The sequence below is a fragment of the Streptomyces sp. M41 genome (assembly GCF_043673425.1).
Lineage (GTDB): Bacteria > Actinomycetota > Actinomycetes > Streptomycetales > Streptomycetaceae > Streptomyces.
In genome coordinates, this window is sequence record NZ_JBIMKE010000015.1 from 30,985 (window position 1) to 53,952 (window position 22,968).

Consider the following 22,968-nt stretch of genomic DNA (forward strand, 5'->3'; position numbering starts at 1 on the left):
GGTGATCGAACGGAGAGCCGCAATGCCGTTGCTCGACCCCAAGACCTGGCAGCCCCGCCCCCTGTCCGGGAACGCACACGCCGTCACCGAACCCGCCACCGGCGACACCCTCGGGACCGTCACCCTGGCCGACGCCGCCGACGTCGGGACGGCCGCACGGGCGGCCCTGGCCGCGCAGACCGGGTGGGCGCGGCTGCCGCACTTCGTCCGGGCCGGTGTGCTGCGCAAGGCCGGCGACCTGTTCACCGCCCACACCGACGAGCTGCGCGAGTGGCTGGTCCGGGAATCCGGCTCCGTCCCGGGCAAGGCCGAATTCGAACTGCACGTCGCCGCCCAGGAGTGCTACGAGGCCGCCGCACTGGCCTCCCGCCCGGCCGGTCAGATCCTGCCCAGCGAGGCGCCCCGGCTGTCGTACACACGCCGGGTACCCGTCGGCGTCGTCGGCGTGATCGCGCCCTTCAACGCCCCGCTGATCCTCTCCATCCGCTCCGTCGCCCCGGCCCTCGCCCTCGGCAACGCGGTCGTCCTGAAGCCGGACCCCCGCACCGCGGTCTGCGGCGGCCTGGCCCTCGCGGCGATACTCGTCGAGGCCGGGCTGCCCGACGACCTGCTGCACATCCTGCCGGGCGGTCCGCAGGTCGGTCAGGTGCTGGTCGCGGACCCCCTGGTGCCCGTCATCTCCTTCACCGGCTCCACGGCCGCGGGCCGGGCCGTCGGCGAGGCCGCCGGGCGGCATCTCAAGCGCGCGCATCTGGAGCTGGGCGGCAACTCCGCCCTGATCGTGCTGGAGGACGCCGACCTCGACGCGGTCATCTCCACGGCCGCCTGGGGATCCTTCTTCCACCAGGGCCAGATCTGTATGACGACCGGCCGCCACCTCGTCCACCGGTCCCTGTACGAGGAGTACGTCGAGCGCCTCGCCGTAAAGGCCGAGTCCCTCTCGGTCGGCGACCCGCACCGCGAGCGGGTCCATCTCGGCCCGCTCATCGACACCGGGCAGCGCGACAAGGTGCACCAGCTGGTGGAGGCCAGTACGTCACGAGGCGCCCGGCTGGCCGCCGGCGGCACCCATGAGCAGCTCTTCTACCGGCCGACCGTGCTCGCCGGCGTCGACGACGACAGCCCGGCCTACGCCGAGGAGGTCTTCGGCCCCGTCGCGCCGGTACGCCCCTTCACCAGCGCCGACGAAGCCGCCGCCCTCGCCGCGGCCAACGCCTACGGACTCGCCCTGGGCATCGTCACCCGGGACGCCGCCCGCGGCCTCGACCTGGCCGAACGCATCCCCACCGGCATCGTGCACATCAACGACCAGACCGTGAACGACGAGGCCGTCGCCCCCTTCGGCGGTGTCGCCGCGTCCGGCACCGGCGCGCGCTTCGGCGGCGAGGCCAACCTGGAGGCGTTCACCGACGTGCGCTGGACCACGGTGCGCGGTGACGTGGCGGCGTATCCCTTCTAGGGAATGGTCAGACGCCCCCTGGGCCAAAGCCCTACTGGCCGTTCTGCTCGGCCTGCTCCTGCTGGGCGGCGACAGCCTTGTGCACCTCGTCCATGTCGAGCTTGCGGGCCTGCCCGATGACATCCGTCAAAGCGGCCTCGGGCAGCGCACCCGGCTGCGCGAACACGGCGACCCGGTCCCGGACGATCATCAGCGTGGGAATCGACTGGATGCCGAAAGCGGCGGCCAACTCCGGCTGCGCCTCGGTGTCCACCTTGCCGAACACGAGATCCGGGTTGTCCTCCGCAGCCTTCTCGTACACCGGCGCGAACTGACGGCACGGCCCGCACCAGGACGCCCAGAAGTCGATCAGGACGAATTCGTTGTCCGTGACCGTCTGGTCGAAGTTCTCCTTGGTGAGCTCCACGGTGCTGCTCATGGCGTTTTCCCTCTTCCTGGTGTGTGGGGCGAAGCCGTCGTCGACAACATGACCGTACGGCCGGGTATTCCGCGCGCGTACCCGTGTGGCCACGCGGCACACCACCCGTAAGACTGACCCCATGACGGAAACGGATTCCATCGCGTACGACGTCGTGGTGCTCGGGGCCGGGCCCGTGGGGGAGAACGTGGCCGACCGCACCCGAGCGGCCGGTCTCTCCACCGCGGTCGTGGAGAGCGAGCTGGTCGGCGGCGAGTGCTCGTACTGGGCGTGCATGCCCAGCAAGGCCCTGCTGCGCCCGGCCATCGCCCAGGCCGACGCCCGCCGCCTGCCCGGACTCAGCGACTCCGTGCGGGGCCCCCTCGACCCGGCCGCCGTACTCGCCCGGCGCAACGAGTTCACCTCCGACTGGCAGGACGACGGCCAGGTCGGGTGGCTCAGTGGCATCGGCGCCGACCTCTACCGCGGCCACGGACGCCTCACCGGGCCTCGCACGGTCGAGGTGAGCGGCCCCGACGGCGCACGGCGAGCGCTGACCGCCCGGTACGCCGTCGCCGTCTGCACCGGCAGCAGGGCCGTCCTGCCCGACCTGCCCGGACTCGCCGATGTGAAGCCGTGGACCAGCCGCGACGCCACCGGCGCCCAGTCCGTGCCCGGCCGGCTGATCGTGGTCGGCGGCGGAGTGGTCGCCACCGAGATGGCCACGGCCTATCAGGCCCTCGGTTCCCGGGTCACCCTGCTGGTCCGGGGCAAGGGCCTGCTGAACCGCATGGAGCCCTTCGCCGGCGAACTCGTCTCCGAGGCGCTCACCGCGGCGGGCGTCGACGTGCGCACCGGGACCTCGGTGGAGTCCGTCACCCGGCAGAACGGCACCGTCGTCGTCGGCACCGACGCCGGCGACCGGATCGAGGCCGACGAGATCCTGTTCGCCACCGGACGGGCCCCGCGTACCGACGACATCGGCCTGGACACGGTCGGCCTGGAAGCCGGCTCCTGGCTGGAGGTCGACGACAGCCTCCGCGTCACCGGCAGCGAATGGCTGTACGCGGTCGGCGACGTCAACCACCGTGCCCTCCTCACCCACCAGGGCAAGTACCAGGCCCGTATCGCGGGTGCGGCCATCGCCGCCCGCGCCTCCGGCGTGCCGCTGCTGGAGGCGGACCCGTGGAGCGCGCACACCGCCACGGCCGACCACTCCGCCGTCCCGCAGGTCGTCTTCACCGACCCCGAGGCCGCCTCGGTGGGCCTGTCCCTGGCCGAGGCGGAGCAGGCCGGGCACCGCGTCCGCGCCGTCGACTACGACCTCGCCTCGGTGTCCGGCGCGTCCCTGTACGGCGACGGCTACCGCGGCCGTGCCCGCATGGTCGTCGACCTGGAACGCGAGATCCTCCTCGGCGTCACCTTCGTCGGCCCCGGCGTCGGCGAACTCATCCACTCGGCGACGATCGCCGTCGCCGGGCAGGTGCCGATCAGCAGGCTGTGGCACGCGGTCCCGTCGTATCCGACGATCAGCGAGGTGTGGCTGCGGCTGCTGGAGTCCTACCGGGACAACTGACGGCGAGAGTGGGCGAGTTCGCCGCAGGGCGCGACCGTCCGTCCCGGCGGTCGCGCCCGGCCGAGCCGGCGCGCCCGTCACTGCGCCGCAGCCGACAGCCGGCGCCAGCTCCAGATACTCCTCGCTCCACAGATCCGGCAGCACCCGATTCGGGGCCCGGTGCCGCCAGAGGTCACTCCTGGCCGATGGTACGGCCCGCATCACCTGCTGGGCCGCCCACTTCGTGAAAGCGCGAGGCCAATGACCGGCGAGGTCAGCAGGTGCCAATCTTTTCCCACGCACCCCAGGCGGTCGGCCCTCCGGGCTCGTTGCCCTGTGTCCACCAGTTGGCCCTCCACTGGCTGCGATTGTGGGAGACGACCTCTCCACCGATGTATGTGGTACTGCTGTCCCAGGCGGGCACGGTGCAACTGCCGCCGGTCGCTCCGGCGCTGGTGCCGGCGTCGGCTCCCCCGGCTGAGGCTCCTGCCGAGCTCCCCGCGTTCGTGCCGCCGCTGGTCGCCCGGCCACCGTCGCCGTTGCCTGCGGTCGCTCCGGCGTTCTCGCTGCTGGCAGACACCTTGAAGTTGTCGTACTGGACATGTCCCCATCCGCTGCCCAGTCCGGCTTGTCCTGCCTTGTGGGCGGTGTCGGTGACCGTGCCCACCTCCTTGCCATCGATCTTGGCGGTGATGGTGTCGTCCTGGAAGGTCAGAGCCATGGTGTGCCATGTGTTGAGGCCGAGCGTGCCCACTGTCCCAGCCTTCAGCGGCGTGCCCATCCCCTTCCACTTCTCCTTGTTGTCGAGCACGGTCCTGCGGATCGACCACTCTCCCTTGTCCGTGAGTTGGAGGAAGTAGGCGGCGAGGCCGTTGTTGTTCTTTGCCTGGATTCCCACGCGGCCCAGAAGGTCGACGTGGCCTGCTTGTTCGAGCATCACGTCGGAACTGACGGTGTAGTCGGTCCAGCTCGACTGGTAGGTTTTGTCCTCCGAGTCCGCGTCGCCGATCAGCGTATAAGGGTCGGAGTAGGGCTCATCCGTCCATCGGATCGGCTCTCCGAGGGCTTCCTGTCGCAGGCAGCTTCCGCCTCGGTCCTGGCCGTTGGGGTTCTTGCCGGTGCACTTGCCGATCTCGAACGCACCGTTCATCGCGGTCAGGTACTTCGCCTGCTGACCGCGCTTCGCGCCGGCGTAGCCCTCGAAGTCGTCCGCGTGGTTCTTGTCGAAAGCGGCCCGAGCCGGAGATGTCGCCGTTCCCTTACCTCCTCGCTCTGTGCTGGTAACGGTGTAGACGTAACCGGGCTTCAGCTTGATCGTGAAGCTGCCGGCCTTTGCAGCGATCCCGCTTCCCGCCATCGGGGTGATGTCTTCCTGCTGCACGAAGTAGTCACTGGGCTGGGCCGACTTGTCGAGGTTGGTGGCCCACACATGGACCTTCCCTGTTGGCAAGCCTCCTTGCACAGTGAAGGTGGCAGTCTGCTCAGCCGGGGCATCCACCGTCTCGATGACAGCGCTGTAGGCGTTCTTCTCGGGCGACCGCAGCGTTACGTAGCTGCCGTTCTTCGCATCTCCGCCGAGGTATCCGCTCGCGCTGTCGATGTATTTCCAGCCAGGGTTGGTGAACTGGGCGGTGTGCGCCATGACCCACGTCGTCGGGCCGGGGTCGTAGGCTCCTGACCAGGGCTGGTCTGCCAGGAGGAGCCCAGCCTTGGAGAAGTGGAGGTTCTGGTAGAGGGAGGCGACGATCGGCCAGTTGATGTAGGCGGTCATCTTCGAGTCGATGTAGCCACGGTTGATGGCCCGGGCCACCTGTCGCGCACCCGTGTCGAACGGCTGCGAGCCGTTCTCGCTCGCCCAGAGTGTCTTGCCCTGCTTCACCAGTTCCTGCGAATCCGCGTAGGCTGCCCGCCTGTCCTTTGCGTGCTCTACGCAGCTCTTCGCTTCGCTCATGTACCCGCATGGGTAGTGCACTCCCATGACGTCGATCGCGTCCCTGAGCGCGCGGTCCTTCTTCATGTGCTCGGCGATGTGCCATTCATGTTCGCCACCGACGATCTTGGTAGCGTACTTCTTGGCCTTCAGCGTCGCGCTGAGCTTCTTGTACCACTCATCGGCATTGCCCCGCGGATACCGCTCGTTCCAGCCACCCAGGTAGTCGATGGTCAGCTCGTTGTCCGTGGCGCACCGCATCCAGTCCATGAGGTAGTCGATAGTGGGGAAGGCGCCGTCCTTCGGGGCGTAGAAGTCGTTGGCGTTGTTGACCTTGAGCCAATGTGGTGCCGCCCACGCCAGGCCGGCCAGTTTGATGTCGGGGTTGCGCTTCTTGGCCTCCTTGGCAAGCCAGAGCTCGTAGCCGGCATCGCAGTTGATGTCACCCTTGGTGTGCTGGAAGCTGGGCTCGGAGCCGTCGGTCGTGTTGGCGTCACCACCGATCTCCAGCTTGAGGATCTGCACCTGTGCGCCATAGCCCGGCTTGAACAGGTAGTCCAGGATCTCGTTCCGTTGCTTGTCGGGGTAGTCGATGAGCAGGCGGGTGTTTCCACCGCCTCCGCTGATCGCCCCCACACCGTCGAAGGTGCCTCCCCCCTGGGAACCGTCGACCTTGATCGAGGTGGAAACGGCAGCTCCCTGTTCGGCACCGGGAGCTCCCGCTGCTTGGTTGAGATAGGTCACGGCGAGCACTGTGGCGATGGTCGCCACAAGGGCTATGGCCTTCATGAGAACGGCGCTTCGCTTCGTGAGTGGCCGTTGACTGTGAATGTGCACGGCATCTTCCTTCCAGGCGCGAATCATTCGACTTGAACAGCGACAACGGAGGAGTGATACGTCCAGTCACCAGGCCAAGGGCTGAGCACGGTGAGCACGGGGCCGTGATCGTTCGCAGAGAATGGCTCTGACGCACGGCTGTGCCATGTGAGCGGGAGATCAGGTGGCGTGGTCGTGGGCCTTGTGGCACCTCCTGCGCAGAGTCCACAGAGGCAAACAAACTCCTGCAACCTCAAACAGTGAGAGCACTGTAGGGGCCCCGCTCACGCGCGTCAAGAATTCGGCACTCGAGACAGTGCGAAAAGCCCGCCAATTTCACCGCGTTCTGACAACACGCCGCTGCGCGCCCATGTCGACGGAATCGTGTGAGCAGGTCGGATTGGTTACTGCCAGATGCTGATGACGTACGCAAGTGACAAATTCGAGAGCGCCGCCTATCACGAACCTCGTGGCGTGGTACACGATCCAATCGTCACAGCCAACTCGCGGTAGCGATGAGGGTGATCGCGGCCAGTGTCTCGTGCTCCCGACACCGGCCCCATGCGTAGCTGAGCAGACGCCTCGGCTCGCCGTGGGCCAGGCCGAGACATTGCTCCGGCGGTGACAACTGACGCCGCATAACCTTGCTGAACATGAGTGTTTCCCTCACTCATGGGGTATCACGCCGGGCAGAACCGAAGAGCCGGACTCAACGGTTCATAATTGAAAAGTCCAAGAACCCCCTCCCCCCAGTCCATAGCATGCCCGCGTGGCGCGCCTCACGCTCTTGTTCCCACGAACGATTAGGGAGCACGCATGGATACCGAAGGAACTGGCGCGGAACAGGAACAGAGGTCCCGGCCCTCCCGGCGCCACCTGCTGACAACCGCCCTCGCCGTCACCATTCCACTGACGGGCGGTGTCGGCGCATTCGCGGCAGCGACATCGTCAACAGTACGCACGGTGGGGCACCGTGGAATCCGGCCTGACGACCCCGACGGCCGTGCCCCGATACTCAATCCGCGCCGCGGCTTCCGCTACGAGATGTCCTACAACGCCATTGACCTGACGAGCCCCTGGCCCAGAGAGAAAAGTCATTCGCCCAAGTCCGCCGAGACCCTCTCCCTCCTGGAAGACACCTACGGCCCCGGTGTCAGCCTCACCCAGCTGTACTTCTATCTGTGGGAGTACGCCACGACAGACATTCCGAAACGCGCCCTGGACAACATCGAATCGGTCCTCGCCGGCCTCCGCGCAAAGGGCTACGCCGCGGTCCTGCGCTTCGTGTACGACGACGGCGTCCGAGCGAAGCGCCGCTACACCGTGCAGAACATCCAGCGGCACATCGGACAACTCGCCCCGATCGTGGCTCGCCACAGCGACGTCGTGGCCGTCTGGCAGGCCGGCTTCCTCGGTGCCTGGGGCGAGTGGGCCGGCAGCTACCACAAGCACGAGACTTACCCAGATGCCGTCACGACCATCATGACGACTCTCGTCGAGGCGCTACCGGCGGGCATACACACGCAAATGCGGTACGCCTGGAAGCGAAACATGATCACAAATCATCAGATCCTGGACCGCATCGGATTCCACAACGACTACCTGACCCTGGAAGGCGGCCTGTATGACTTCTACGTCCCCTCCGACCCGCACTGGAGCACCTACCTGGACGTCGGAACCACCTGCATGATGGACGGCGAGATGCCGTGGGACAAGAACGAGGACAAGGACCCCCACGCCTGGAGCAAGGTCATACCCGGCATCGATGTGGCGCGACGCCTCCAGACTCTGCGCTTCGACTCACTGTCCATCGCACACAACTCGACAGTCACGATCCCGGCCTGGCGCAAGAGCACGATGACGGAGAAGGATGCCGTGGCCGCCCAACTGCCCATCTCCGATGGCTACTTCCGTGACCGCGCAGGCAAGTCGGTGCCCCGTACCCATTTCGAGTATGTGCGAGACCACCTCGGCTACCGACTCGAGATCCAGCAGGCACGCTACGACGTCGGCGAACTCACCTCCCGTAAGCTTCCGGTGGAAGTCGACCTGGTCAACCGCGGCTTCGCCCCGCCCAAGCACCCGCGCCCGGCCTACCTTGTACTGCTCGACGCCGAGGGAAAAACCGTGGCCCAGACGCACACGCGCGCCGATTGGACCCAGTGGCAGCCCCAGGGCCGTGCAGAAACCACGGACAACCACGGCGAACCCCCCACCCATACGGTGCACGGCACTCTGGAGGTGCCCTGGTCGGCCCGCGGCACCTACCGCCTCGGCCTGAAACTCGCCGGTCATCACAACGGCGGCGAACCCAGGCACGTGCGCTGCGCGAACGCGACAGTGGACTGGGCAGAGGGCGTAAACGTCGTGGCGCAAGTCCAGCTCTGACGGTGACGCGCGGCCGACGATGCGTCTCCCACGAACACTGACCCGACAATCAACCCCGCCACCTGTACCCAGCCGTTCCTATCGGACGCGTCCCGGCCCGCACGGTTCACCCCGCGCCGCACTTCAGGAAACTCGGGGCGCGGACACGAGGTCAGGTCGCGGCGCAGGCGTTCGTGCGTCCGCGCCGGGCCGTCAGGGTCCTCGTCCGCTACGGCAGCTCGAAGCCCAGTGCCTCGGCGGCGTGTTCCGGCGTCGGTGCAGCGAGCTCGCCGCCAGCTGGCTGTGGGTGATCGCGGCCGGCGGCGTGGTGCTGTGGTTCTCCCGCCGCCGCGCCCTGCGTAAGGTGCGCGGCACCAGCGGACGCCGCCGCACGCTCGGCCTGCACGGCACCGTCGGTGTCTGGGCCGCGGTCGGCTTCTTCTTCCTGTCGGCGACCGGCTTGACCTGGTCGACGTACGCCGGTGCCAACATCGACGAGCTGCGTACCTCCCTGGGCCAGGCGACCCCGTCCATCTCCGCCGCGGGCGGCGACCACGGCGGTCACGGCGCCGCCGCGGGCGACGGCGGGAACGGTGAGCACGGCGTCGGCCTCGACAAGGTGCTGTCGGCCGCGCGGGCCGAGGGCCTGGGCGACCCCGTGGAGATCGTGCCGCCGGCCGACGCCTCGTCCACCTATGTGGTGAAGCAGGTGCAGCGCAGCTGGCCGACGAAGCAGGACTCGGTCGCGATCGACCCGGCCACCGGCGAGGTCACCGACGTCCTGCGGTTCGACGACTACCCCGTGCTCGCCAAGCTGACCCGCTGGGGCATCGACCTGCACACCGGTGTCCTGTTCGGCGTGGTCAACCAGATCGCCCTGATGCTGCTCACGCTCTCGCTGATCCTGCTGATCGTGTGGGGTTACCGGATGTGGTGGCAGCGCGGCCGTGGTTCCGCCTTCGGCCGTCCCGTCCCGCGCGGGGCCTGGCAGCAGGTGCCGCCGCAGATCCTGGTCCCGCTCGTGGCGCTCGTCGCCGTGGTCGGCTACTTCGTGCCGTTGCTCGGCATCTCCCTGGCCGCCTTCATCGTCGTGGACGTGGTGCTCGGGGAGATCGCCCATCGGCGGGGGAAGCCCAAGCCTGCCGCGGTGAAGTAGGAGCACCGATACTCCAGGGGCCCGGTTCCGGGGGGATCGGGCCCCTGGCGACTTCCGCCCGAGGGCGGCCGGCCGATCGCTCAGAGGTGCTCGAAGTCGCCCGCCAGCGCCGAGGCGAGGCGCATGTGCCGCTCCGCCTCCTGCTGACGCCCCTGCCGCTGAAGGGTGCGGCCGAGCATCAGACGGGCGTACTGCTCCACGGGGTCGTTCTCGACGATGATGCGCAACTCGCTCTCCGCGCGCCGGAGCTGGGCCGAGTGGTAGTAGGCGCGAGCCAGCAGCAGCCGCGGCCCGGTCTGCGCCGGCACCTCCTCGACCAGCTTGCCGAGGACGCGCGCGGCGGCGGCGAAATCCTTGGCGTCGAAGAACATCCGCGCGCGCTCCCAGCGCTCGGCGGGTGTTCCGTGGTCGTAGTACATGATGTCCACTTCCGGCCTCCTTCGAGGCCCTCAACGGACCCGAGTGGTTCGCTATTCCACTACTTGGCCGGGTCGGCTACTTGATCGGGGTCGGCGGCACGGGGCGGGTCGCGGTCAGGGCAGCCAACTCCGCGTCCGCCCGCTCGGTGATCAGGCTCAGCACACGACCGGCGGCGGCCAGATCCTCCGCCGGGAGGCCGGCGTAGATCCGGGCCGTCAGGGGAGCGGTCTCGGCGCTCGTCGTCTCGTACAGCTCCCGCCCGGCGTCCGTGATCCGCACCCGGGAAGGCTCCTGGGGAGCGAGCAGCCCTGCGCCGATCAGCTCGTCGATCACACGGTGCACGTCCCCCGCGTCGATCTTGAGTGAACCGACGACCCCCTCGACGAGGCGGTCGCGCTCGAGTAGTCCCTCGGCGACGGCGACCAGCCGGAGCGCGACGGACTGCTGGAAGGTCGCGCCGTGCCGGGCCAGTACGTTCTCCAGCAGCGCCCGGCTCGCGTAGTGGGCCAGGGCTATGACCCGGGGCCCGAGCGGGGGAGCGGCGGTCGGGGCGGAGGCGGTGCTCGGCTCGGTGCTGATTTTGTTGCTGCGCTCGGTACTTGGCTCGGTGCTGGTCATGACTGCTCCTTGTCGGGCTCGTCGTCGGTGGCGAACGGGTCGAGAGGCGCGTCGAGCAGGGTCGTCAACTCGCGGGTGAACTCCCGTGTGCGCGCGCTGTCCAGGCCGCCGAGCGGGGCGAGCAGCTGCTGCAGCAGGCCCTGGACGACAGCGATCGCCTGCCGGGTCCGGTCACGGCCCGCTTCGGTCAGGGCCAGCTGCACCGCACGTGGGTCGCGGGGGTCCCGCGTGCGTTCGAGCAGCCCGGCCGACTCCAGGGAGCGCGCCAGCTTGGAGACGTACAGCGGTTCCAGGCCGGTGTGGTCGGCCAGACGCCGCTGACTGGGCCGCTCCCCGCGGCGCTGCATGCCGTACAGCGAGGCCACCAGCGCGTACTGCGCGTGGGTGAGCCCCAGCGGGGTGACGGCGCGGTCGACCGCGACCCGCCATTTCGTCGACAGACGCCACACCAGAAACCCGGGCGAGACGTTCTCGGAACCCTTGCTCATGCCCAATAAATTACATGGCTACTATATCCATGGCTACTATTTTTTGCATCGCATCGAGACAGCCCCGAGTGACGGACTGACGCGGCGGCTCCGACGGGGCTACTTTGGGCGTCATGAGCAATCTTGATCGCGAGGCCGCGCCCGCCGTCTGCGGCGGCCGTGGTTTCGTCGTGGCGGAGCCCGTACGTGAACTTCTCAGCCCTCGCCACGTGAAGCTCGGCGAGTCCAGCGAAGTCCGGCGTCTGCTGCCCAACCTGGGCCGCCGCATGGTCGGCGCCTGGTGCTTCGTCGATCACTACGGCCCCGACGACATCGCCGAGGAGCCCGGCATGCAGGTGCCGCCGCACCCGCACATGGGACTGCAGACGGTGAGCTGGCTGCACGAGGGCGAGGTGCTGCACCGCGACTCCACGGGCAGCCTCCAGACCATCCGCCCGCGCGAGCTGGGCCTGATGACCTCCGGCCGGGCCATCAGCCACTCCGAGGAGAGCCCGAAGTCCCACGCCCGTTTCCTGCACGGCGCCCAACTGTGGGTCGCCCTCCCGGACGGACACCGCCACACCGACCCGCGGTTCGAACACCACGCCGAGCTGCCGGTCGTCACAGCGCCGGGCCTGCGCGCCACGCTGATCCTCGGCGGCCTGGACGGCGCGACCTCGCCCGGCACGACGTACACCCCGATCGTCGGCGCCGACCTCGCCCTCTCACGCGGCGCCGACGTACGCCTCCCGCTGGAGCCGGACTTCGAGTACGCCGTCCTGGCCATGTCCGGCGAGGCCCACGTGGACGGCGTCCAGGTACTGCCCGGCTCCATGCTCTACCTCGGCTGCGGCCGTCCCGAACTCCCGCTGCGCGCCGAGTCGGACGCCGCCCTGATGCTCCTCGGCGGCGAACCGTTCGAGGAGGAGCTGATCATGTTCTGGAACTGGATCGGACGCTCCCAGGAGGAGATCGAACAGGCGCGTCGGGACTGGATGGAAGGCACGCGATTCGGCGAGGTGAAGGGGTACGACGGGGCTCCGCTGCCCGCTCCGGAACTGCCGCCGGTTCCGCTGAAGCCACGGGGCAGGGTCCGCTGACCCGCACGGGTGTAGGGAGCGGCTGGAGATGGCGGACATCGACGAGTTCATCGGGCGGCTGAACCCCGACATGTGCGTGGTCACGGCCACGGCCGGCGGCGAGCGGGCGGGCTGCCTGGTCGGGTTCGCCTCGCAGTGCTCCATTCGACCTGTGCGGTTCGTGGTGTGGCTCTCGGAGGTCAACCACACCTTCCGGGTGGCACGGGCGGCCGAGTTCCTGGCCGTGCACCTGCTGGAGCGCGAACAGCGCGCCCTGGCCGAGCTGTTCGGCGGACACACCGGAGACCAGGAGGACAAGTTCGGTCAGGTCCGCTGGTGGGAGGGGCACGGCGGGGCTGTCGTCCTGCACGACGCGCCGGCCTGGTTCATCGGCCGGATCGTCACGCGCGTCGACGGCGGTGACCACGTCGGATTCGTCCTCGATCCGGTCGCGCACGGTGGGCACGGCGCGCGCGAGGCGCACGAGGGGCCGCTGCTGCGCCTTGACGACGCCCGTACGATCTCGCCGGGCCACCCGGTGGACCCGCCTTCGGGCTGACATTTGTCCCGTCGAGGGCCGGACGATCGTTTCTACCGGTGACCCCACGTCGCCCACGAAGCTGGGTCCATGACGACCGACACGGGGACCGGCAAGGGGAGTTCCACCAGGAGGCGGGGCGCGCTCCGCGACTTCGCGCCGCTGCTCATCGATGTCGCGCTGCCGCTCGGGGCGTACTACCTCCTGAAGAACGGCTTCGGGACGAGCACCCTGACGGCGCTCGGCCTGAGCGGTGTCGTGCCGGCCGTGCGGACGGGGTGGGGGCTGTGGAAGGGACGCGAGGTCAACGGGCTGCCGGCTCTCATCCTCGTCGTGAACGTCGTGTCGCTGCTGCTCGGCTTCGCGGCGGGTGACCCCCGGCTGATGATCGCCAAGGACAGCGCGCTGAGCAGCACGATCGGGATCGGGATCATCGCCTCCGTGCTGCTCGGCAAGCCGATGATGACCGCCGGTATGAAGCCCTGGGTGCTGAAGGGCGACCCCGGGAGGGAGGCTGCCTGGGCGCGGCTCCGGGCCGGATCGGCGCGGTTTCGGCGGGCCGAGCGGATGTTCTCGCTGGTGTGGGGAGTCGTCCTGCTCGCGGAGTGCGTGGTGCGCGTGGTGGGGGCGTATGCCCTGCCGGTCGACACCATGGTGTGGGCCGGCAACGTGATCATGGTTGTCGCCCTGGGCGTGGGCCTCCTCGTCGGCGGTGCGCTGGGCGCCGGGCCGATGGCCGCGATGGTCATCGCCGAGGCGAAAGCCCGGGAGCGGGCACAGGACCACGCGCAGGAGCAGGAGCGGGAGCAGGAGGCGGAGACGTCCGAGGTCGCCTCCGCCTAGTAGGGACGCCGCGCACGCGAGGACGTCAGATGGCCGCGCGAATGGCTCGCTCGAAGTCCTCGACATGGCTGCGGGCGAGCCGTGCCGCCTTCTCGGGCTCGCCGGCCACGATCGTGTCGATCAGCGGGCCGTGTTCCTCGATATGACCGGCCATGTCGGTCAGCCGGTCGATGAACAGGCACCAGATGCGGGTGGCCAGATTGTCGTGGCGGACGAGGGTGTCCTCCAGATACGGGTTGTGCGCGGCGGCGTAGATCGCGCGGTGCACCTGGAGGTCCAGGTGCATGAGGTCGGTGGCCCGCTGCCGGCCGGACTGCGCACCCTCCAGCTCCTGGCGCAGGGCGGTGAGCGTCGCCCGGTCCGTGGCGGTGGCGCGGCGCGCCGCCTGCGCCGCGGCCAGGGGCTCCAACTCCTGCCGTACCTCGGAGATATGGGCCAGGTCGGTGATGTTGACCTCGGTCGCGAAGGTGCCGCGCCGCGGGTAGGTCGTGATCAGCCGCTCGTACTGGAGCCGCTTGAGGGCCTCGCGCACCGGGGTCCGCCCCACGCCGAGGGACTGCCCCAGCTGCTCCTCGTTGATCGGTGCGCCCGGGCGGATCTCGAGCATGACCAGCCGGTCACGGATGGCGCGGTAGGCGCGCTCGGCGAGGGTCGGTTCCGCACCGATGGGCTCGGTAGCCGCCTGCTGCATGGATGCCCCCTTGACCTCTCCGGCGAGCTCTCATACCGTACCGCACAGTCTGATATATCAGTTGCGCATTAGACGGCTCCCAGGATGGTGCACAGATGGCAACGAACCCGTCGCCCACCTCGCCCCTCTGCCTCCCGCTCGGCGAGCTCGACCCCGATGTCGCCGCCGCGGTCGACGCCGAACTGCACCGCCAGCAGTCCACCCTCGAGATGATCGCCTCGGAGAACTTCGCCCCGGCCGCCGTCATGGAGGCCCAGGGCTCCGTCCTGACCAACAAGTACGCCGAGGGCTATCCGGGCCGCCGCTACTACGGCGGCTGCGAACACGTCGACGTCGTCGAGCAGTTGGCCATCGCCCGGGTGAAGGAGCTGTTCGGCGCCGAAGCCGCGAACGTGCAGCCGCACTCGGGTGCCCAGGCCAACGCGGCGGCGATGTTCGCGCTGCTGAACCCCGGCGACACGATCCTCGGCCTCGACCTCGCGCACGGCGGGCATCTGACCCACGGCATGCGGATCAACTACTCCGGCAAGCTGTACGACGCCGTGCCGTACCACGTGCGCGAGTCCGACATGCGCATCGACATGGAGGAGGTCGAGCGGCTCGCCCTCGCGCACCGGCCGAAGATGATCGTCGCCGGCTGGTCCGCCTACCCCCGACGGCTGGACTTCGCCGAGTTCCGGCGGATCGCGGACGCGGTGGGCGCGTATCTGATGGTGGACATGGCGCACTTCGCCGGCCTGGTGGCCGCGGGGCTGCACCCGAGCCCGGTGCCGTACGCCGATGTCGTCACGACCACCACCCACAAGACCCTCGGCGGACCCCGCGGCGGGGTGATCCTCAGCCGGGCCGGCCTCGCGAAGAAGATCAACTCAGCGGTCTTCCCCGGCCAGCAGGGCGGCCCGCTGGAGCATGTCGTCGCGGCCAAGGCGGTGGCCTTCAAGGTCGCGGCGGGGGAGGAGTTCAAGGAGCGCCAGCAGCGGACCCTGCACGGCGCCCGCATCCTCGCCGGACGGCTGCTCGCGGACGACGTGGCCGAGGCCGGGATCACCGTGCTGACCGGGGGCACGGAGGTCCATCTGGTCCTCGTCGACCTGCGCAGGTCCGCCCTCGACGGACAGCAGGCCGAGGACCGGCTGCATCGCATCGGCATCACCGTCAACCGCAACGCGGTGCCGTTCGACCCCCGGCCGCCCATGGTGTCCTCCGGGCTGCGCATCGGCACCCCGGCACTGGCCACCCGCGGCTTCGGTGACGCGGAGTTCCGCGAGGTGGCCGACGTCATCGCCGAGGCCCTCAAGGGCGAGGCGCCCGACGACGACCTGCGCGCCCGGGTCGGGAAACTCGCCGCCGCCTTCCCCCTCTACCCCCATCTGCCCCGCCGGCCCCACCCGAACGGAGACGCGGCATGACCGCACAGCCGCTGCCGGAGCACCCGGACTTCCTCTGGCGCAACCCCGAGCCGCGCTCCTCCTACGAGGTCGTCGTCGTGGGCGCGGGCGGCCACGGCCTCGCCACCGCCTACTACCTCGCCAAGAACCACGGCATCACCGACGTCGCCGTCCTGGAGAAGGGCTGGCTGGCCGGCGGCAACATGGCCCGCAACACCACGATCATCCGCTCCAACTACCTCTGGGACGAGAGCGCGGCCATCTACGAGCACGCCCTCAAGCTGTGGGAGGGGCTCCCCGAGGAGCTGGACTACGACTTCCTGTTCAGCCAGCGCGGCGTCCTCAACCTCGCGCACACCCTCCAGGACGTCCGGGAGGGCATGCGCCGCGTGGGCGCCAACCGGCTCAACGGCGTCGACGCCGAGTGGCTGGAGCCGGACGAGGTCGCCAAGGTCTGCCCCATCCTCAACGTCTCGCCCCGCACCCGCTATCCGGTCCTCGGCGCGACCTTCCAGCCCCGCGCCGGCATCGCCAAGCACGACCATGTCGCCTGGGCTCTGGCCCGCCGGGCCGACGCGCTGGGCGTGGACCTCATCCAGGGCTGCGAGGTCACCGGCTTCCTCAAGGACGGCGACCGGGTGGTGGGTGTCGAGACGAACCGGGGCCGCATCCACGCCGGGCGGGTCGGTCTCGCGGCTGCCGGGCACAGCAGTGTGCTGGCCGAGCGTGCGGGCGTACGGCTTCCCGTGCAGTCCCACCCCCTCCAGGCCCTGGTCTCCGAGCTGCACGAACCGGTCCATCCGACGGTCGTCATGTCGAACCACGTGCACGTCTACGTCTCCCAGGCCCACAAGGGCGAGCTGGTGATGGGCGCCGGTGTCGACTCCTACAACGGCTACGGGCAGCGCGGCTCCTTCCATGTGATCGAGCGTCAGATGGCCGCCGCCGTCGAACTGTTCCCGGTCTTCGCCCGGGCCCATGTGCTGCGCACCTGGGGCGGCATCGTCGACGTCACCCCGGACGCCTCCCCGATCATCGGCCGCACACCCGTCGAGAACCTCTACGTCAACTGCGGCTGGGGCACCGGCGGCTTCAAGGCGACCCCGGCCGCCGGCTGGACCTTCGCCCACACCATCGCCACCGGCGAGCCGCATCCGCTGAACGCCCCTTTCGCCCTCGAACGCTTCACGACGGGCGCGTTGATCGACGAACACGGCGCGGCAGCCGTGGCCCACTGAAAGACCGCCGAAGGCCAGTCGAGAGAAGGACACCGTGCTGCTGATCAGCTGCCCCTGGTGCGGTCCGCGCGACGAGACCGAGTACCACTACGGCGGACAGGCCCATGTCCCCCACCCCGAGAACCCCATGGACCTCACCGACGAACAGTGGGCCCACTACGTCTTCTACCGCGACAACCCCAAGGGCCCCTTCGCCGAGCGGTGGGTGCACAGCACCGGCTGCCGCCGCTGGTTCAACGTCCTGCGCGACACCGCCACCCATGAGGTGCTGGCCTCCTACCGGCTGGACGAGCCCCGCCCCGAACTGCCCCAGTCCGGAGGGAACCGATGACCGACCAGCACTTCCGGCTCCCGCGCGGCGGCCGTATCGACCGCTCCACCGTGCTGCGGTTCACCGTCGACGGACGGGAGCTGACCGGGCACCCCGGAGACACCCTCGCCTCCGCGATGCTCGCGGGCGGCCTCATCGAGGTGGCGCCCTCGCTCTACCGCGGCCGCCCGCGCGGCGTCGTCGCCGCGGGCGTCGAGGAGCCCAACGCCCTTGTCCAGCTGGACGGTCCGTGCGCGGAGGGCATGCTCCCGGCCACGACCGTGGAGCTGTACGACGGCCTGTCCGCCACCACGCTCTCCGGGATGGGCCGGCTGGATCCGGCCCCCGACCCCGCCGTCCACGACAAGAAGTACGCGCACACCGACGTCCTGGTCGTCGGCGCCGGACCGGCCGGACTCTCGGCCGCCGCGGTCGCCGCCGGCTCGGGCGCCCGTGTGATCCTCGTCGACGAGCAGCCCGAGCACGGCGCCGGAGAGCGGGAGACCGAGTTGCGCGCGGCGCTCGACGCCGCCCCCGAGGCCGTCGTCCTGCACCGCACCACGGCCTTCGGGTCGTACGACGACAACTACGTGCTGGCGCTGCAACGCCGCACCGACCACCTCGGCGCCGACGCCCCCGAAGGCGTCTCCCGGCAACGGCTGTGGCACATCCGCGCCCGCCAGGTGATCCTGGCGACCGGCGCGCACGAGCGTCCGCTGGTCTTCGCCGGGAACGACCGGCCCGGGGTGATGCTCGCCGGGGCCGTGCGCACCTACCTCGACCGGTATGCCGTGGCGCCGGGTTCGCGGGCCGTGGTGAGCACGACCAACGACAGCGCCTACGACACGGTCGCCGCCCTGCACGCCGCGGGCGTCACGGTGGCCGCGGTCGTGGACGCGCGTGCCGAACTGTCCGGCCGGGCCGCCGAGATCGCCGCCGCGACCGGCGTGCGGGTGCTGACCGGCAGCGCGGTGGTGGACACCTCGGGCGACCACCGGATCACCGGCGTCACCGTCCAGGGCCTCGACGCCGACGGCCGGCTCACCGGGGAACCGGACCGTTTCGACTGCGACCTCCTCGCCGTCTCGGGCGGCTGGAGCCCCGTCGTCCATCTCCACAGCCAGCGTCAGGGACGGCTGCGGTGGGACGCCGAGCTGGTCGCCTTCGTGCCCGACGGGGCCGTACGGGACCAGCAGGTCGTGGGTGCGGCGCGCGGGACGTACGACCCCGACGCCTGCCTGGCCGAGGGGGCGCGGGCAGGTGCGGTGGCCGCGACGCGGGCCGGGTTCCCGGTCGCCGTACCGGCAGAGATCACGCGGCCCGCGCCCGGCCCGACGCGCGCCCTGTGGCTGGTGCCGGGAGCCGACGACGGCTGGGACACCCATTTCGTCGACCTCCAGCGCGATGTCACGGTCGCCGACGTCCGGCGCTCCACCGGCGCAGGTCTGCGCGGGGTGGAGCACATCAAGCGCTACACCTCGCTCGGCACGGCGAACGACCAGGGCAGGACGTCCGGCGTCAACGCGATCGGTGTCATCGCCGAAGTCCTCGGCGAAGGTGCCTCCCTTGGGGAGCTCGGCACCACGGCCTACCGGGCGCCCTACACGCCGATCGCCTTCGCGGCCCTCGCCGGACGGGAGCGCGGCGAACTGTTCGACCCGGAGCGGACCACGTCGATCCACGGCTGGCATGTGGCGCACGGCGCACGGTTCGAGGACGTCGGACAGTGGAAGCGCCCCTGGTACTACCCCCGGCCCGGCGAGGACATGGACACCGCCGTGGCCCGCGAGTGCCGTGCCGCACGGGAGGGGGTGGCGTTCATGGACGCCTCCACCCTGGGCAAGATCGAGATCCGGGGTGCGGACGCGGGCGAGTTCCTCAACCGGATCTACACAGGCCCCTTCAAGAAGCTGAAGCCCGGCACGGCCCGCTACGGCGTGATGTGCAAGCCGGACGGCATGATCTTCGACGACGGGGTGACCCTGCGCCTCGACGACGACCGCTACTTCATGACCACCACGACCGGTGGCGCCGCCGCCGTACTGGACTGGCTGGAGGAGTGGCTCCAGACCGAGTGGCCCGAACTCGACGTGTACTGCACCTCGGTGACCGAGCAGTGGGCGACCATCGCGGTCGTCGGCCCGAAGTCCCGCCAGGTCGTGGCCCGGCTCGCGCCCGGCGTCGACCTGTCGGCCGAGGCGTTCGGCTTCATGGCCTTCCGCGAGACCACGCTCGCCTCCGGCATCCCCGCCCGCATCTGCCGGATCTCCTTCTCCGGTGAACTCGCCTACGAGATCAACGTCTGCGCCTGGTACGGCCGCACCGTCTGGGAGCAGGTGCACGAGGCGGGGCAGCCGTACGGCATCACCCCGTACGGCACCGAGACCATGCATGTCCTGCGGGCCGAGAAGGGCTACATCATCGTCGGCCAGGACACCGACGGCACCGTCACCCCGCAGGACGCGGGCATGTCCTGGGCGGTGTCCAGACAGAAGGACTTCATCGGCAAGCGGTCCCACTCCCGCGCCGACACCGCCCGCTCCGACCGCAAGCAACTCGTCGGCCTGCTGCCGAGCGACCGCACGACCCGGCTGCCCGAGGGCACCCAACTCGTCGCGCCCGGCGTGCCGATCACCCCCGAGGCCGGGCCGGTGCCGATGCTCGGCCATGTCACCTCCAGCTACCACAGCCCGGCACTCGGCCGCCCCTTCGCCCTCGCCCTCGTCGCCGACGGACGGGCAAGGATCGGCGAGACCCTGCTCGCCCCGGTGGGCGAGGACCTGGTGCCCGTCGAGGTGGCCGACCTCGTCCTCTACGACCCCGAAGGGACCAGGCGCGATGGCTGAGCCGACGATCGAAGTACGGGAGAACGCACGGGTGAGCCCGTTGGCGCACCTGGCGGAGCGGATGCGGGCGGCGACGGTCACCGGCGCGCGTGGCGTCGCACTCACCGAGTGGCCGTTCCTCACCATGGCCGGCCTGCGCGTCGACCCGGCGTCCGAAGCGGCCCGGCGTATCGAGAGCGCCCTGGGCGCACCTCTCCCGCGGCGTTGCGGTGACACCGCCACGGCCGGCGGGCACACGGTCGTATGGCTGGGCCCCGACGAGTGGCTCGTAGTGTCCCGGGCCGAACCGGCCGCCATGACCGCCGAGTTGCGCGCGGCACTCGGTGCCGAGCCGGGCTCCGTCGTGGACGTCTCCGCGAACCGCACCACCCTGGAGCTGAGCGGACCGGCCGCCCGGCAGGTGCTGGAGAAGGGCTGCCCACTGGACCTGCATCCCCGGTCCTTCGGTCCCGGCAGAGCGGTGTCGACCACGGTGGGCCCCGTCGCCGTACTGCTCTGGCAGGTCGACGAGACGCCGACGTACCGGCTCTTCCCCCGCTCCTCGTTCGCCGACTACCTGGGGCGCTGGCTCATCGACGCGATGGGCGAGTTCGACGGACCGGAGGTGCCCTGATGCGAACGCCCGCCGAGCACGTACTCACCCTCGACTGCCCCGAGTCGCCCGGCATCGTCCATGCCGTCTCACGATTCCTGCTGGACCACGGCAGTGACATCCTCGACAACCAGCAGTTCGGCGACCGCCGCGACGGACACTTCTTCATGCGCGTCCGCTTCACCACCACAGACGACGGCAACGGCAACGGCAACGGCACGCGGATTCTGCGCCGCGACTTCGCCGCGGTGGCCGCCCCCTTCGCCATGCGGTGGCACCTCGAACCCGTCAGCACCCGGCGCCGGGTCCTGGTCATGGTGTCCCGCTACGGCCACTGCCTCAACGACCTGCTCTTCCGTACCCGCAGCGGTGACCTGCCCGTCGACGTGGTCGCGGTGGTCTCCAACCATCGCGACCACGAGGAGCTCGTCAAATGGCACGACATCCCGTTCTTCCATGTGCCGGTCACCGCCGCGACCAAGCCCGAGGCGGAGGCCCGGCTGCTGGAGATCGTCGACACCTTCGACGTCGACCTGGTGGTGCTGGCGCGCTACATGCAGGTGCTCTCCGACGGCCTGTGCACCCGGCTGGCCGGCCGCATGATCAACATCCATCACTCGTTCCTGCCGAGCTTCAAGGGCGCGAAGCCCTACCACCAGGCTCATGAGCGCGGCGTCAAACTCGTCGGCGCGACGGCCCACTACGTCACCGTCGACCTCGACGAGGGCCCGATCATCGCCCAGGAGGTCATCGACGTCGACCACAGCCACACCCCCGACGACCTCGCCGCGATCGGCCGCGACGCGGAGTCGGCGGCCCTGGCCCGAGCGGTCCGCTGGCACTGCGAGGGCCGGGTGTTCGTGCAGGGGAGGCGCACGGTGGTGCTCCGCTGACCGGCCGTGCCATGGACGGCACGTGGGGTGGCCGACCTCAACGATCAACCCGGGCCGTCGCGTTGGCGTCCTTTCGCACCGGAGGGGCAGCTCTGCCCCTCCGGTGACAGGGAGGCGGAGACCCGATGAAACAGAGGGCCGCGCGCACCGTCGTGTGCGCACTGGCGGCGGCGTTGTCCGTGACGGGCACGGCACTCACCTCGTCCGCACACGCGGCTCAGCCGCAGCGTGACCACGAGGCGACCCGTGCCGCCCTGCACGACCTGATCGACAAGGGCGGCTTACCGGGGGCCGCGGCCGAGGCGGTCGACTCCAGGGGGACCTGGTTCGCGGCTGCCGGGCACGCGGACAGCGACACGGGCCGTCAGCGCTCGCCCGGCGATCACTTCCGCGGGGCCAGCATCACCAAGACCTTCGTGGCGACCGTCCTGCTCCAGCTGGAGGCGGAAGGGCGACTGAGCCTGGACGACACGGTCGAGACATGGCTGCCCGGCCTGCTGCGCGGCAACGGCTACGACGGACGCGAGGTCACCCTGCGCCGGCTCCTCAACCACACCAGCGGCATCGCCGACTACACCGACGACCCGGAGTTCATCCACGGCGCCGCCGGTCCCGGCTTCCCCGAGCACCGGTACGACACCCACACACCCGAGGAACTCGTGGCGACGGCACTGAAGCACCCGCCGCTGCCCGACCCGGAGAAGTCCCCCTCGTATTCGAACACCAATTACGTGGTCGCCGGGATGGTCATCGAGAAGGTGACGGGCCGCTCGTACGCGCAGGAGATCACCCGCCGCATCGTCCGGCCGCTGAAGCTGCGCGGAACGTCGTTCCCCGGTACCTCGCCCCACATGCCGAAACCGCACCCCGTCGGCTACTCCCGGCTCCACCAGGACGCTCCCGACGCACCCGTCCACGACGCCACCGAGCAGAACATGACCTGGCTGGGCGCGGCCGGCGACGTCATCTCCACCAGCGGCGACCTCAACCGCTTCCAACATGCCTTGTTGCGGGGGAAGTTGCTGCCCCGGGCGCAGCTGAAGGAGATGCTCACCGAGGTCCCGGCGGGTGAGGGGCTCGGTTACGGGCTCGGGGTCGAGTTCGCGCGGCTGTCCTGCGGCGTGCGGATCGTGGGCAAGAGCGGCCGTACGAACGGCTCCCTGTCCGCGATGGTCGGCACGCTCGACGGCAGGCACCGGCTGACGTTCAACATCAACGGCGACTGGCTTCGGGACGGCTCGCTCTACGTGAACGTCATCGAAGCGGAGTTCTGCGGGACGGCCTCGTCCTCGAAGGGCAGGCCCTCCGCACCGGCCGATGTCACGTCTCAGGGGTAAAAGATCCAGGTCGGTCGGTGGTGAGCGG

General features: G+C 69.8%; 19 protein-coding genes and 1 pseudogene. 14 read left to right on the forward strand and 6 right to left on the reverse strand.

What is annotated here, in order from left to right; translation table 11 throughout:
• The first annotated feature begins 22 nt into the window (after positions 1-22).
• Positions 23-1,459, forward strand: a complete 1,437-nt coding sequence (locus tag ACHBTE_RS19645; RefSeq protein ID WP_394725261.1) for an aldehyde dehydrogenase family protein — start codon at positions 23-25, stop codon at positions 1,457-1,459.
• Between the two features lie 31 nt (positions 1,460-1,490).
• Here ACHBTE_RS19645 and trxA read toward each other — a convergent pair whose 3' ends face one another.
• Entirely contained in the window at positions 1,491-1,877 is a 387-nt protein-coding gene (gene trxA / locus ACHBTE_RS19650; RefSeq protein WP_394725263.1) for a thioredoxin, read from the reverse strand.
• Positions 1,878-1,998: 121 nt separating this feature from the next.
• Between trxA and ACHBTE_RS19655 the strand changes: the two genes are divergently transcribed.
• Positions 1,999-3,432 carry a dihydrolipoyl dehydrogenase family protein gene (locus ACHBTE_RS19655; protein ID WP_394725264.1) on the forward strand — a complete coding sequence of 478 codons (1,434 nt, stop codon included), beginning with the start codon at positions 1,999-2,001 and terminating at the stop codon, positions 3,430-3,432.
• 253 nt (positions 3,433-3,685) lie between these two features.
• Here ACHBTE_RS19655 and ACHBTE_RS19660 read toward each other — a convergent pair whose 3' ends face one another.
• The gene (locus ACHBTE_RS19660) at positions 3,686-6,085 is read right to left on the reverse strand and encodes a carbohydrate-binding protein (protein WP_394725265.1); all 2,400 of its coding nucleotides are present in this window, start codon (positions 6,083-6,085) and stop codon (positions 3,686-3,688) included.
• 888 nt (positions 6,086-6,973) lie between these two features.
• Here ACHBTE_RS19660 and ACHBTE_RS19665 point away from each other — a divergent pair.
• The gene (locus ACHBTE_RS19665; RefSeq protein ID WP_394725266.1) at positions 6,974-8,545 is read left to right on the forward strand and encodes a DUF4874 domain-containing protein; all 1,572 of its coding nucleotides are present in this window, start codon (positions 6,974-6,976) and stop codon (positions 8,543-8,545) included.
• Between the two features lie 187 nt (positions 8,546-8,732).
• Positions 8,733-9,680, forward strand: a pseudogene (locus tag ACHBTE_RS19670) (PepSY-associated TM helix domain-containing protein); the annotation flags it as partial.
• An 80-nt stretch (positions 9,681-9,760) separates the two neighbouring features.
• Here the strand turns inward: ACHBTE_RS19670 and ACHBTE_RS19675 are convergent.
• The 3 genes from ACHBTE_RS19675 to ACHBTE_RS19685 form a co-directional block, all read right to left on the reverse strand.
• Positions 9,761-10,108 (reverse strand): tetratricopeptide repeat protein, encoded by a 348-nt coding sequence (locus ACHBTE_RS19675; protein WP_394725268.1) that lies wholly within the window; start codon positions 10,106-10,108, stop codon positions 9,761-9,763.
• Between the two features lie 67 nt (positions 10,109-10,175).
• Positions 10,176-10,718, reverse strand: coding sequence for a MarR family winged helix-turn-helix transcriptional regulator (locus tag ACHBTE_RS19680; RefSeq protein ID WP_394725269.1), 543 nt, complete (start codon positions 10,716-10,718; stop codon positions 10,176-10,178).
• Positions 10,715-11,206, reverse strand: a complete 492-nt coding sequence (locus ACHBTE_RS19685) for a MarR family winged helix-turn-helix transcriptional regulator (RefSeq protein WP_394725271.1) — start codon at positions 11,204-11,206, stop codon at positions 10,715-10,717. The genes ACHBTE_RS19680 and ACHBTE_RS19685 overlap by 4 nt, the downstream gene beginning before the upstream one ends.
• 113 nt (positions 11,207-11,319) lie before the next feature.
• Here ACHBTE_RS19685 and ACHBTE_RS19690 point away from each other — a divergent pair, with 113 nt between their 5' ends.
• From ACHBTE_RS19690 to ACHBTE_RS19700, 3 genes are all read left to right on the forward strand, one after another.
• Positions 11,320-12,285: a pirin family protein gene (locus ACHBTE_RS19690; protein ID WP_394725272.1), complete on the forward strand. Its 966-nt coding sequence runs from the start codon at positions 11,320-11,322 to the stop codon at positions 12,283-12,285.
• Positions 12,286-12,313: 28 nt separating this feature from the next.
• Positions 12,314-12,823: a flavin reductase family protein gene (locus ACHBTE_RS19695; RefSeq protein ID WP_394725273.1), complete on the forward strand. Its 510-nt coding sequence runs from the start codon at positions 12,314-12,316 to the stop codon at positions 12,821-12,823.
• Between the two features lie 69 nt (positions 12,824-12,892).
• Positions 12,893-13,645, forward strand: coding sequence for a VC0807 family protein (locus tag ACHBTE_RS19700; RefSeq protein ID WP_394725275.1), 753 nt, complete (start codon positions 12,893-12,895; stop codon positions 13,643-13,645).
• Between the two features lie 25 nt (positions 13,646-13,670).
• Here the strand turns inward: ACHBTE_RS19700 and ACHBTE_RS19705 are convergent, their stop codons facing one another.
• A complete protein-coding gene (locus ACHBTE_RS19705) occupies positions 13,671-14,336 on the reverse strand; it encodes a GntR family transcriptional regulator (RefSeq protein WP_394725277.1) in 666 nt (221 codons plus the stop codon).
• Positions 14,337-14,431: 95 nt separating this feature from the next.
• Here ACHBTE_RS19705 and glyA point away from each other — a divergent pair, with 95 nt between their 5' ends.
• The 7 genes from glyA to ACHBTE_RS19740 all read left to right on the forward strand — a co-directional run bounded on the left by glyA (position 14,432) and on the right by ACHBTE_RS19740 (position 22,940).
• Entirely contained in the window at positions 14,432-15,745 is a 1,314-nt protein-coding gene (gene glyA, locus ACHBTE_RS19710; RefSeq protein ID WP_394725278.1) for a serine hydroxymethyltransferase, read from the forward strand.
• Positions 15,742-16,962 carry a sarcosine oxidase subunit beta family protein gene (locus tag ACHBTE_RS19715; RefSeq protein ID WP_394725279.1) on the forward strand — a complete coding sequence of 407 codons (1,221 nt, stop codon included), beginning with the start codon at positions 15,742-15,744 and terminating at the stop codon, positions 16,960-16,962. The genes glyA and ACHBTE_RS19715 overlap by 4 nt, the downstream gene beginning before the upstream one ends.
• 34 nt (positions 16,963-16,996) lie before the next feature.
• Positions 16,997-17,293, forward strand: coding sequence for a sarcosine oxidase subunit delta (locus tag ACHBTE_RS19720; protein ID WP_394725281.1), 297 nt, complete (start codon positions 16,997-16,999; stop codon positions 17,291-17,293).
• Positions 17,290-20,118 carry a sarcosine oxidase subunit alpha family protein gene (locus tag ACHBTE_RS19725; protein WP_394725282.1) on the forward strand — a complete coding sequence of 943 codons (2,829 nt, stop codon included), beginning with the start codon at positions 17,290-17,292 and terminating at the stop codon, positions 20,116-20,118. The genes ACHBTE_RS19720 and ACHBTE_RS19725 overlap by 4 nt, the downstream gene beginning before the upstream one ends.
• Entirely contained in the window at positions 20,111-20,731 is a 621-nt protein-coding gene (locus tag ACHBTE_RS19730; RefSeq protein WP_394725284.1) for a sarcosine oxidase subunit gamma, read from the forward strand. The genes ACHBTE_RS19725 and ACHBTE_RS19730 overlap by 8 nt, the downstream gene beginning before the upstream one ends.
• Positions 20,731-21,603: a formyltetrahydrofolate deformylase gene (purU, locus tag ACHBTE_RS19735; protein ID WP_394725286.1), complete on the forward strand. Its 873-nt coding sequence runs from the start codon at positions 20,731-20,733 to the stop codon at positions 21,601-21,603. Before ACHBTE_RS19730 ends, purU begins: the two co-directional genes overlap by 1 nt.
• Before the next feature lie 125 nt (positions 21,604-21,728).
• The gene (locus tag ACHBTE_RS19740; RefSeq protein ID WP_394725287.1) at positions 21,729-22,940 is read left to right on the forward strand and encodes a serine hydrolase domain-containing protein; all 1,212 of its coding nucleotides are present in this window, start codon (positions 21,729-21,731) and stop codon (positions 22,938-22,940) included.
• The last annotated feature ends 28 nt before the right edge of the window (positions 22,941-22,968 follow it).